7 protein-coding genes are annotated in these 12,023 nt (G+C 60.1%); 5 read left to right on the top strand and 2 right to left on the bottom strand.

Going from position 1 to position 12,023, the window contains the following annotated elements:
- Positions 1–57: 57 nt before the first annotated feature.
- Positions 58–1,452: a mechanosensitive ion channel domain-containing protein gene (locus ACOQPC_RS14905; protein WP_420606495.1), complete on the top strand. Its 1,395-nt coding sequence runs from the start codon at positions 58–60 to the stop codon at positions 1,450–1,452.
- Between the two features lie 182 nt (positions 1,453–1,634).
- Positions 1,635–1,859, top strand: a complete 225-nt coding sequence (locus tag ACOQPC_RS14900) for a hypothetical protein (protein ID WP_420606494.1) — start codon at positions 1,635–1,637, stop codon at positions 1,857–1,859.
- Between the two features lie 366 nt (positions 1,860–2,225).
- Here the strand turns inward: ACOQPC_RS14900 and ACOQPC_RS14895 are convergent, their stop codons facing one another.
- Positions 2,226–3,080: a hypothetical protein gene (locus tag ACOQPC_RS14895; RefSeq protein WP_420606493.1), complete on the bottom strand. Its 855-nt coding sequence runs from the start codon at positions 3,078–3,080 to the stop codon at positions 2,226–2,228.
- Between the two features lie 87 nt (positions 3,081–3,167).
- Between ACOQPC_RS14895 and ACOQPC_RS14890 the strand changes: the two genes are divergently transcribed.
- Entirely contained in the window at positions 3,168–4,046 is an 879-nt protein-coding gene (locus ACOQPC_RS14890) for a GIY-YIG nuclease family protein (protein WP_420606492.1), read from the top strand.
- Positions 4,047–4,075: 29 nt separating this feature from the next.
- Here the strand turns inward: ACOQPC_RS14890 and ACOQPC_RS14885 are convergent, their stop codons facing one another.
- Positions 4,076–4,987, bottom strand: a complete 912-nt coding sequence (locus ACOQPC_RS14885; RefSeq protein ID WP_420606491.1) for a hypothetical protein — start codon at positions 4,985–4,987, stop codon at positions 4,076–4,078.
- A gap of 748 nt (positions 4,988–5,735) precedes the next feature.
- Here ACOQPC_RS14885 and ACOQPC_RS14880 point away from each other — a divergent pair.
- Positions 5,736–10,829, top strand: coding sequence for a beta strand repeat-containing protein (locus ACOQPC_RS14880; RefSeq protein WP_420606490.1), 5,094 nt, complete (start codon positions 5,736–5,738; stop codon positions 10,827–10,829).
- A 54-nt stretch (positions 10,830–10,883) separates the two neighbouring features.
- The gene (locus tag ACOQPC_RS14875; RefSeq protein WP_420606489.1) at positions 10,884–11,945 is read left to right on the top strand and encodes a TIGR03032 family protein; all 1,062 of its coding nucleotides are present in this window, start codon (positions 10,884–10,886) and stop codon (positions 11,943–11,945) included.
- Positions 11,946–12,023: the final 78 nt, after the last annotated feature.

Here is a 12,023-nt window from a genome sequence, read left to right as displayed (position 1 = left end):
GACGGTGCAGGCGGTGACGCCACATGCCTTCTGAACCATGACCGGAAACGCCAGACCATGAAGTCGATCCTCACTGCCGTCGCGCTTATCGTGGGACTGCTGGGCATGCCGCTTTCGTCGCAGAGCCTGCCCGGTCTTGGCGGGAGCGGTGACAGCTCGGCCGAAGCGGTGGGGGACCTTGCCGAAAGCACCGCCGCCATTTCCACGACCGATGCGGCGGATACGGACAGCGTCATCGCGGAACGGCTACGCGGAATCTACCGCGAGCTGGGCGGGCTGGAGCCAACGCGGGTCACGGTCGATTCGGGTGTGGTTACACTGTCCGGTTCGGTTACCGAACCCGGCGATATCGATCGTGCCCGCCAGATCGCGCTGCGCGTCGACGGCGTGGTCGCGGTGCAGAATAATCTGAAACGCGATGGCGATGTGTCGCAAAATCTGGCCCCGGTGATGGGTCGGCTGAACAAGCGGCTTCAGCAGATCGTCCAGATGCTGCCGCTGCTAGCCATTGCGTTGGTCATCCTGATTTTGTTCTGGCTGGCCGGGAGCGCGCTGGCGCGGGCCACGTCCTTGTGGCGCCGCATATCTCCCAATGCCTTCTTGGGCGATTTGATGGCCACCACCGCCAGGCTCTTGGTCATACTGATGGGTCTCGTTATCGCGCTCGACCTGCTAGGCGCGACTACCTTACTCGGCGCGATTCTGGGATCGGCGGGTGTGGTCGGCCTTGCCATCGGCTTCGCGGTCAAGGACACGGTCGACAATTATGTCAGCTCGCTGATGCTTTCAATTCGCCAGCCTTTTCGCGCCAACGATCATGTGGTGATCGGCGACCGCGAGGGCAGGGTGATTCGCCTCACCAGCCGCGCCACCATATTGATGACGCTGGACGGCAACCATCTGCGCATTCCCAACAGCACGGTCTTCATGGCCGAAATCCTGAACTACTCGCGCAATCCCGAGCGGCGTTTCGATTTCCTGCTGGGCGTCGATGCCGACGACGATCCAGGCGAAGCCTTGAAGGTCGGCATCGAGCGCCTTCATGCATTGCCGTTCGTGCTGAACGACCCAGCGCCGGGCGGACGGCTCGAGGAGGTTGGCGACAGCAACATCATGCTGCGGTTCCTGGGCTGGATCGATCAGACCGAAACCGACTGGTTCAAGGCTCGCAGCGCAGCCATCCGCGCGGTCAAAATAACGTTGGAAGAGCGGGGCTTCGGCCTGCCCGAACCAATCTACCGTCTGCGCTTCGATAGCGGCAGCCCGCTGGAAATCGCGCGTGGTGTCTCGGCGTCAGCTTCCCCTCAAACCAAGGCGAAGACCCCGGCGTCATTGTTGTCCAGCGAGCATGAAGATGTCTCGGCCGATGACGATATCGAGGAAAAGGTGCAGCAGGAGCGCGCGAGTAGCCAGGAGGAGGATATGCTCGACCATCAACGGCCAATTGAATGACGTGAACGAAGCCGAGCAAATCCACTGCGAAAGGACAGGAAAAAAGAAAACGGCTCGATTTCGACTCGGGTTGTTTCAGAAATGCGTGCGGTACGATCTATGGAAACTGGTCGATGGGGAATGATAAAGCAGCGATCGATCTGAATTGAAAAGGGCTTGCGGTGACATCAAAACAAAAACGCTTGGTAGACGTGCATGTCACGCTGGAGAAGCAGAACGCGATCAGGGATGCCGCACGCGTCGCGCTTGGCGAGAATGTCAGTCTGAAGAGGCTGTCGAGCGGGCTTCTTGAAGCGTCCTTGCGCACCCTCGAGGAATCCGGAATGGCCAGCGAGATACCCACGATACTGCGCGCGGCGGCCGACAATTATGAGCGAGCCAAGCAGGCTGAGGGGACCCGCCACTGAGCTGTTCGGCGGACATTGACGTGATGTTCTGCTTATCGCAAGCAGCACCCGCCAAGCCACATTTTTCAGGCTGAAATGAGAAAATTTTGGAGCTCGGGGGCGGTTGGCCTACAGGTTTTGCTTGGCCATGCGTGACCTGCCGGTCTGTAATGCGCCCCAATTTCGGCCGTTCCCGTGCCGATCGCTTAGACCTGTAAGCGGACGATCCGCATTCTATAAGACATCCGGCGATTGAACGGCCGATAATGGGTGGCTAGCTGCAGTTCGATCGCGCCGCAGCTTCCATGGTCGGGGCTTGCCTAGCCGAGAGCCTATCTGACGCGATGATGTTCTTTTCGTGATGGAGAGGACGTGAGCTAAGGTCGCCTAGGTCCGTCGCCGCTCGGCTTCGGCCAGCCGCCGAAGCTCAGTGAGACCAAATCCTGGTTTTTTGCCAATCAGGAAGGATGTCGCAAATTGATCGATCAAGGCCTGGCTGGGCTTCAGCGCGGCCTTGATGCGCCGCCTCTCCTTGCGAAGTTCGTGACGGTTTCCCGAGATGCCCCGATGTGCGAGCGAGCGCGTGACCAAGACTTCCGAACGTTGGGCCACTGCCTTAGCACTTCCGTTCGTCGCGACGTAGCGCGCCAGCGAGCGAGCGAACAGACCCTGGCAGTTGAAGAGCTGTAGTTCGGGCGAGAATGTCTCGGCATGCGCCTGCGTGATGTTACCTGATGCTTTGACAGCCTCATAGAAGCGACGGGTCTTGCCCTGGAGCGTCTCAAGGGTGACCTCCCCCTCGGGCGCGATCATCAAATACCAGGGCGTCGGTCGGCTCAATGTGAGCGTCTTGCCGAGGTGCAGGCCAAAGCATGTGGCGAAGACGCAGACCAGGTTATTGCCGGTAGCCACGTTTATCTCGCGGAGGGCCTCGGCAAGCTCGTCCCATCCAAGGGCTTCACCATTCGCTAGGGCAAGCCCGTCCTCGGCAGATCCGTGGCAATCGAAATGCAGGATCGGGCGCAGCCCCTCGGACGCGCGGTCGGCCAGCGCGCCGAGTAGGCTGAGAAGCATGTCGCGGCCCTCTACGGAAACCTCCTCGAACTTGGTCCCGCCTCCGACCGCTAGCATGGCCAGATCCTCCGCCATGCGCTGCGAGGGGCCAAGCTCGCTCTCCACGAGCGAACGTATCCAGACTATCCGGTTCACGTACAGCGTGTCGATGATGTGGAGCGCGTCCATGACCGATATCTATGGTAGCTATGTCCGTCTATCAACAATGGCTAGGGCTAGCTGAGCCACATTCCTTCGGCGGATTAGCGGGGATTTATGGAACTGAACGACTTGCTGAGAGCGGCGGCTATTGATCCGAAGCGCACATTCGTCCTGCGGCATCGGCCGATTGAGCCAAGGTTCCGCAGAATGCTGCCGCTGCTCGCAGGCGCAAAGCTGGACCTGTTCGAGGCCTATCAGTCCTATCAGGGACCCCAGATGGAGCTTTCGTTCGCCAAGCGGCTGGGAGGTCATCTCGCATCCTTCATCGAGTATGAGCCCGGCAAGGCGGTCTTCGTCGCGCTATACGCCATCGCAGATGCCAAGCCGATCACCAGAGAACAATTCTGGGCGATTCCCGAACAGATCGAGCTTCATGGGCTCGGAAATCCAGGCTGGACCGAGGCGGAGAGGCGGGAAGAGAGACTCCACTTCGATCTACGGCGGCTTCCGAACTACGAGGACTGGCGCGGCAAGCTCATCATCGAGTGGCCGCCGCATCGCTCGTGGGGACGCAGGGCCAACGAGACACCGCTACCGGTACTCGCGATCCGCGAGGACAGCGCATTCGCGGGCGAGCTCCCGCCCTGGGAGCAGCTGGACTACGGCTGGGCCGAGTTGCAGGTCCTGCCGACCCGCATGAAGGCGGCTCTGGAGCAGTGGCGTGGGATCTACCTCATCTGGGACGAGCGAGACGGAAGATCCTACGTCGGCTCGGCTTATGGCAGCACCAACTTGCTTGGCCGGTGGACGAGCTATGCTGCGAGCGGCCACGGGGGCAACAAGCGCCTGCGAGGTCGAGACCCCTCGACCTTCCGCTTCTCGATCCTGCAACGGGTTTCTCCAGATTTGGATCAGGATGAAGTCGTCCGTCTCGAGGCAACCTGGAAGCTCCGGCTCCACACACGTTCGGCCTTCGGCCTGAACGAGAATTGATATGGCAGGCTCAGGACTGCTGGGCGCGCTCAGTAGTCTTCGCAATGGGGACAGATCGGCGAGGCGTGGCCCTCGATCAGGTAGTCGACTTCGCAGTGTGGACACCTTGCCGCGAGACCCTCCCACTCGCACTGACCGCATTGTGCCTTGAGCCATGGATTGGCGTCGAGGTTGAGATGATCGTAGAATACAGCGCGCTCGCGGCATTCCGGACACTGCAGGAACGTCTCCTCGCTGGAGTAGCCACAGGTGAGACAGGTGTCCTCGTCCCTTAGATAGGCCTCCGCCCCGCAGCAGCCGCACTGGTGTGGATTGGGATCGATCTCCCGCGCACGCGCCGCCGCCTGTTCCTGATAGTGCTCGGTTCGCACAAGCCTGTTAAAGAGCTCCAGCCCGAGCAGGTTCATCGCGCCGAACGCGAACTCATGTTCCTCCGTCTGCTGGAGCGCCGCGATGATCTGCAGGAGGACCTGCACGGCGTCATACTTGAGGTCGAACCGATCCCCCTCGATGATCGGCGCGTGGAAGTGCACGAGCTTGTTCCGGGTGCGCTGCAGGAAATCGACATTAAGCCAGAATGCCTCATCCCCAAGGTATTTGGCCGCCTTAGGCTTGATCTGCTCGAAGTTGATGGTTCGGATCTTGCCCTCCTCCCAGAGTGCCTTCGCTTCGGCATCCGTCGCTGGCAGGTCCTTGGGCTTCGTCACGCCGACGAACCCCTCATGCTTGAGGACCAGGGCCGTCGCCGAAAGCTCGACGGCTATCTGCATGAGGACGGTGACGAGCGTCGCACGGTCGATATCGAAGGCCGCGTTAGAGCCGTCGCCATGAGCTGCGACCTCCTCCGCCGCCTTCTTGAGGAACAGTCCGGCATTGTGAAGCATGGCCGCGCTGACCTGGTCGGTCAGGCGTGGAACGCTTGTGTTGCTTCCATCCATCATCTGCTCCCGTCCACGCCAACTCATGGACTTGCACGCCGCGTCCGGCACAAGTTGGCAGCATCGATAATTTAAGCGACCCTGGCGCGCTAGCTTGCTTAAACCGCCGGTGGTCTAGCCCGGCGCGCCTTCGTTCTCATCGATTAGCAGAGACACCCCGCCACGTGCGTTGGCAGCGTGGCCGGTGCGTTGGCGGCGTGGCCGCCATGATCGCACCTCGCGCGCGACAGTCCAGCGCGAAACGGACGGAATTCGAAGCGGTAAAGACAGTCGAGAGTCGATTGCCGGACGGTAGCATTGCACAGTTCTTGAACAAGAGCTGCCAGACAGCAACCGGCCCAATTTTTGCCTGTCTGCAAAGCGCCCCAGTATCGGTCATTCGAGAACCCTGAGCAATCTGTCATAAGCGGACATTCGATCCTCCATCGACTTAAGTTAACAAGGCGCCGCAATATGGCATCCGGAGGATCGCTTAGCGCGTCCGACACTTGCCGTTTGGTACTGAGGATCGGCGCCGTTTCATTGCGCTGGATGCGTGTCGAAAACTGCCGCCGGTGGAACGAAATCGAATTGAGGGTCGCTGGCCAATCTGATTAGCCAATAAATAAGTGCGACGTATTGAACCAATTTTACGGTGAAGCGATGCATCCACTTTGACTGTCAAATCAGACAGTTGACGGGCACTCATATCGCCTCTACGCGCGCCAGATTGAGCTTTTCGCTCAGCTGATAAGCTAAGGAATGCATGAGTATGGTACGTTTCGGTTCGGTCGATCATTTCCACTCGCGTGGGCGTTCGCCCATGTTGGGTTTGCGCCAAGGTTGCGCGCTGGGTGTTCTGGCACTGGCAAGCGCGGCGTTTCCGCAAGCCGCACAGGCACAGAACCAATGTGGTGCGCCGCAAGATGGAACAGTGACGTGTTCGCCCGACAACAACCCATACAACACCGGCATTCAGTACGCTCCGGTCGAAGACCTGACTATCGTGCTCGATTCGAATGTGGTCGTGGCACCGGACGGAACCACATCAGGCGTTGTCCTGCAGGGCAACGTGCAAGGTGCAGTAACCGCGCAGACAGGCGCGACGATTAATTCCAACGGCTCGGGCATCTTCGTCAACACTGCGGGCACCACAGTAGATAACGGCGCGACGATTACTGCTGGCACGCGCGGTATCGGGGCCTATTCCAATAACGATGTAACGGTAACCAACACCGGTGCGATTACCGTCGATGGAGATCGAAGCGGAGCAAACTTTGCATCGGCTATCGCGGCAGGTTCCGATGTTGGACCAGTTTCCGTCACGAATTCCGGCGCGATCACGCTGTCGGGCTCAGACTTCTTCTCCAACGGAGTAATTGCGCAGACCTACAATGGTGCCTCAGCCATAGAAATCGTGAACAGCGGCGACATAGCGCTTGCGACCACGGGTGTGGACGGTTTCTCCAACGCTATCTTCGCGGGAGCCTACGCGAACGGCGAGGGCAGCACGGCAATTACCAATTCGGGCGATCTGACTGTTACATCGGCCAACACCGCCCGCGGCATTGCGGTGTTTAATTATAATGATGGCGGTGTGGTCATCGATAATTCTGGTGACATCGACGTCACGGGCGCGAACGCTCATGGCATCATCGTGGATAGCCGCGGTTCGGCGCTCCCCAGCGACGTTTCGATCTCGTCCTCGGGCGACATCAGCGCGACGAGCACCACCGGCGGATTTGCGGCGGGTGTCCGCGCTATTACCTCTGGTTCGCTCGCAATCGATGTTGCGAATATCACCGCAACGGGCAATGCGACCCAAGGCATATTCGGCCGCGCAGACGGCGACATCACTGTTGCCGCCGACACGGTTTCCACCTCTGGCGACAATTCCAACGCGGTTGATCTGGCCAGCTATTCGGGCGCTATCGACCTGGCGGTGGGCGACGTTTCGACTAGCGGCTCACTTTCGGGCGGGGTTCGCGCGATCGGCGGGACCGATTCAGATGTGATAGTAACGACTGGCAACGTGGCTACCACTGGCACCGCAGGCAGCAATTACTCGTTCCTTCCCACCTCCACCGCGATTGTGGCGACGGCGCAAGGCACCGGCGACGTTACCGTCGATTCGGGCGATCTTTCGACGGCAGGTCTGGGCGCAGCAGGTCTCAACGCCAGCGCCGCGGATGGCGATGTTCTGGCCAGTGCCGGTGACATCGTAACGACAGGCGGCCGCGCGAACGGCGCGACGGTTCAGAGCTATACCGGCAACGTATCCATCTCGACCGGCTCGGTCGCGACCAGCGGTGACGGTTCGGCTGGTATCTACGCTGTGGCACGCAATGGCGGTGCCGCCGTCGATGCGAACGGGGCAATCTCGACCGAGGGCTTTGGGGCACGCGGCATCAACGTCATTGCAGGCGAAGGCGGCGCCGATGTCAATTTCACCGAAGTGACTGCGACCGGCGGGCTTGCGTCCGGCATCTCAGCAGTCTCAACCGGTGGTGATGTGACCCTATCGGGCGCGGACATCAGTTCGCAGGGCCAGGGTGGCACTGCTCTTTATGCGGCGTCAGACAGCGGCAATGTTGTGCTCAACACGACTGGCACGGTTTCGACTTCGGGCCGCGGCGGCGTTGGTATCGTGGCGCAGTCCGACACCGGCAACACCTTTGTCACTGCGAATAACGTCATCGTGGCGGCGGCTGATGAGGGCGATCTAGAGACCACGCGCGGCGGCATTCTCGCCAGCGGTGCGAACACGACGGTTACCGTAACCGGAACGGCTACGACCACGGGCAGCGCGCTTTACGGCGGCACTGCAGACGCTGTGAACGCCACGGCAACCAATGGTGATGCCATGGTCAGTGTGGTCGACGTCAACACCAGCGGCGACAATGCTGACGGCGTGGACGTGACATCGGCCACCGGCATGACCACCGTCAATGCCACCGGAACGATCACCACAGCGGGTGACAACAGCCGCGGCATCATCGCACGCGGCGAAACCGGCGTGACCGTGACCGGCAGCGGCGACGTGAACACGGCGGGCGATTATGCCAATGCCGTAGATGTGGCGAGCAACAACGGTCCGCTTGAAATCACTGTAGGCGACATCTCGACGACGGGCGAGTTTTCCAACGGCGTTCTCGCGGCGGGCGGTACAGACTCCGACGTGGTCGTTACCACGGGCAGTGTTTCGACCGTCGGTGTAGAAGGCGGAAATTACTCCTTCTCGCCCAACTCTTCGGCCATCGTCGCCACTGCGCAGGCGACCGGTAACGTCACCGTCACTTCGGGCGATCTGTCGACCGCCGGTCTTAGCGCGGTCGGTGTCAGCGCCAATGCCTTTGATGGCGACGTGTCGGTCGCCACGGGCGACGTGACCACCACCGGCAACCGTGCGAACGGCGTCTCGGCGCAGAGCTATAATGGTAGCGTGGCGGTTTCGACCGGAACGGTCTCGACGACCGGCGATCAGTCGGCCGGTGTCTACGCCGTTGCCCGCAATGGCGGCGTGACCGTTGATGCAGGCGCGATCGATACCACTGGCTTCGCTGCCAACGGTATTACCGCGGTCGGCGGAGAAGGCGGCGCCGATGTCACCTTCACTCAGGTCAGCACGGCGGGGCAACTCACCACGGGCGTTTCGGCCTATGCGGCTGGCGGCGACGTCAGCGTTTCCGGTGCCGATATCACCAGCACAGGGCAGGCGAGCACCGCGCTCTATGCTTCGTCCGATAGCGGCGATGTTTCGGTCTCCAGCACCGGCAGCATTCTGGCTTCCGGCCGTGGCGGTTCGGGTATCATTGCGGTATCCGACACCGGTGATGTGACCGTGGCCGCCAACAATGTGTCGACGGTCGCAGCGCTGGACGACGATGTGGACAGCGCCCGCGCCGCGATCATCGCGACCGGTGCCAATGCTTCGGTCATCACGACTGGCAGCGTCAACACCTCCGGCCAGGCGCTTTACGGCGGCTTCGGTGACGCAATTCGCGTCACGGGAACCGATGGGAACGCCAGCGCGACGGTCAACAATGTCCTTGCCAGCGGCGATGGCTCCAGCGCGGTAGTCGTGACCGCAACCGAAGCGGCTTCCGCGACGGTCAACGGCCGGGTTCTTGCCCAGGGCGACGGCACCGACGCGCTTTACGTAACGGGTGATACCGCTGCGGTAACCGTGGCAAGCGGCGGCAGCGTGCAGGCCTCCGATGGCAACTCCATCACGCTCGATTCCATCACCGGCAGCACGCTGAGCAATGCCGGAACCATCGCCAACAATGCCAATGGCATTGCAGTGCTGGCGCTGGGTGGGCCGATCGCGATCACCAACAGTGGCCGCCTGACGTCGGACATCGTCCTGACCGATGGTGCCGATAGTGTGAATAACAGCGGCACCTTTGTCGTTGGCGTAAATCCCGATTTCGGGGCTGGCACCGACAGTTTTGTGAACAGCGGCACGGTGCTGGTTGGGAACGGCGCGACCGCAGCTGTCTCGCCAACTTTCACTGGTCTGGAAAGCTTCACCAATGCTGGCGGTCTCGTCGATCTACGAAACGGCCGGGCGGGCGACACGCTTACCTTGACGGGCAGCTTCACGGGCACGGGCAACAGCCAGCTCGGTCTGGACATCGCCTTTGGTGATACCAACGACCAGCTGATCATCGGCGGTGCGGCGAGTGGCAATACGACGATCGTGCTCAATTCGCTCGACGACAATCTGTTCAGCTTCGGCAATGGCGGTACATTGGTCGATGTCGGCGCCGCATCCAACGCCAGTGCTTTCAGCCTTGCCAATGGTTCACAGGAGCAGGGCTTAGTCCGTCTGGAAGTGGTCTACGACGCGGCCAACAGCCGTTACGATCTGGTCGGTGCGCCCAGCGATGCGGCGTTCCGCACGCTCAATTATGTTGAAGGTGTTCGCAACCTGTGGCTGCAATCGGCCGACGTGATCTCCGCCCAGTTGCGGGCACGGCGTGATGCGCTCTGGGGCTTTGGTGGCGGCGATGCGTCTGCACGGACTTGGGTGCAAATCCACGGCGCCGTCGATACCCGTGAAGATAACCGTGACGTAACCGATTTCTCGCGCACGCGCACGCTGTCCAGCGGATTCCAGCAGGATTATTTCGGTGGCCAGCTTGGCATCGACTTCGGTGGTTCTAGCGGTGAGAAGGGCGGCTTCGCTTTTGGCGTAACCGGCGGCTATTTGAACTCTTCGCAGAACTTTGCCGGATCGGCCGATCGTATCCGTTACGACGCAGTCAACGCGGGTCTTTATGCCAGCTACTCGTCGGGGAACTTCTTCTTCAACGCCCTGGGCAAATATGATTATTACTGGGGCGATGTGAACGGTCAGTCGGCCGGGTTCAGCCGTGACGTTAAGGGAGACGCCTATGGTGGTCGCGCCGAAGCAGGCATACGCTTCGGTAGCGACACCTTATTCATCGAGCCAGCCGCTAGCATCTCCTACGTGAAGAGCGACTTCGACTCCTTCGACGTTGGACCGACGCGGGTCGATTTCGATGATGACGATGGCCTGCGTGGACGTGCCGGCGGCCGTATCGGTGGCCAGTTTGGCCTTGCCGGAGCGACCAAGGGTTCCTTCTATGTTGGCGCCAACTATGTCCACGAGTTCAGTGGCGAAGACGGCGTCACCTTCACAAATAATGGCCAGTCGTTCAGCTTCGTGAATAATTCGATCAACGATTATGGTGAAGCGATCGTTGGCCTCTCGATCGGAAGCGCTGATGGCATTTCCGGCTTCTTCGAGGGCAACTATCGGCGTTCGTTCAAGGACAGTAACGGCGTCACGGATCTTGAAGGTGCTGGCGGCCGCGCGGGCCTCCGCATCCGTTTCTGATCTGAAGGGGCATTGCGGATTTAAAAATCCCGGTGCCCCGTTCAGGATCTCATCTTGACGGAAGACAGCATATCACCCGCCAAACCGCCCAAGACCGACATCACGGTCTCGCGTGGGTTGGCGGACTGGTTTCGCGTTAACGACGCTAGCCTTGCATTTACGTCCTATCAGACTGGACAATTGTTTCTCGTTGGAGTGCTGCCAGACGGCGGCATTTCGCTAAATCAGCAAAATTACACCCGGGCCATGGGATTGGCATTCCATGACGGACGCCTTTATCTCGGCAGTCATTTCCAGATTTGGCGTTTGGAAAACATGCTTCGTCCAGGAGAGCTCGGCAATGGTTCATTCGACGCGGTATTCGTGCCCCGCAATGCGCAGACTACCGGTGATGTCGATGTCCATGAGTTGGGTGTCGATAACAAAGGGCGGGTAGTCTTCGTCAACACCAAATATTCCTGTCTCGCGCGGCTCGATCTCCGCCACAGTTTCGCTCCGATCTGGCAACCGCCCTTCATATCCAAGCTGGCCCCAGAGGATCGCTGCCATCTGAATGGGCTCGCTATGGCAAATGGCGAGCCGAAATTTGTCAGTGCGGTCAGCCGCACGGACTTGGTCAATGGATGGCGGGAGCGGCGCGATCGCGGCGGTGTAATCATTGATGTAACCACAGACAGGATCGTAGCTGACGGTCTGTCGATGCCGCATTCCCCGCGGTTTGTGGACGGCACGCTTTATGCTCTCGATTCCGGACGGGGCCAGTTGGTCGCGATTGATCCCGCCACTGGCAAGAAGCGCGACATCGCATTCGCGCCAGGCTTCATGCGCGGCCTTTCTATCTACCGTGGACATGCCATTGTTACGCTCTCCAAGCCGCGAGACGGCTCGTTCAAGGAATTGGCATTGGAGCGTGAACTCACAAAGCGTGACGGCGATGCTTGGTGCGGAGTGGTGATTATAAATCTTTCAAACGGAGATATTGTCGAATGGATTCGCATGGAGGGCGATATCGTTGAACTTTTTGACGTCACAGCCATCCCGGGAGTGCGCACTCCGATGTCGGTTGGTGTCAACACGATAGAAATCCGCAATTCGATCACGTTCGAAGCGAAATAGAGCTTCGCATAAAGCGTTGCTATAGGCGCGCTCGCAATTTCAAATGGATCGCCACGAAGCGAGTTTATCCCCTCGCGG

The sequence above is a fragment of the Novosphingopyxis sp. genome, assembly GCF_965218915.1.
Classification (GTDB): domain Bacteria; phylum Pseudomonadota; class Alphaproteobacteria; order Sphingomonadales; family Sphingomonadaceae; genus Novosphingopyxis.
The sequence above is the reverse complement of the archived record's forward strand: the minus strand, read 5'-3'. Positions and strand labels throughout refer to the sequence as shown.

Excerpts from the sequence above, each read along its gene's own strand:
- ACOQPC_RS14905 (WP_420606495.1), top strand. The coding sequence starts at position 58 with ATGAAGTCGATCCTCACTGCCGTCGCGCTTATCGTGGGACTGCTGGGC.
- ACOQPC_RS14880 (WP_420606490.1), top strand. The coding sequence starts at position 5,736 with ATGGTACGTTTCGGTTCGGTCGATCATTTCCACTCGCGTGGGCGTTCG.
- ACOQPC_RS14885 (WP_420606491.1), bottom strand. The coding sequence starts at position 4,987 with ATGATGGATGGAAGCAACACAAGCGTTCCACGCCTGACCGACCAGGTC.
- ACOQPC_RS14890 (WP_420606492.1), top strand. The coding sequence starts at position 3,168 with ATGGAACTGAACGACTTGCTGAGAGCGGCGGCTATTGATCCGAAGCGC.
- ACOQPC_RS14895 (WP_420606493.1), bottom strand. The coding sequence starts at position 3,080 with ATGGACGCGCTCCACATCATCGACACGCTGTACGTGAACCGGATAGTC.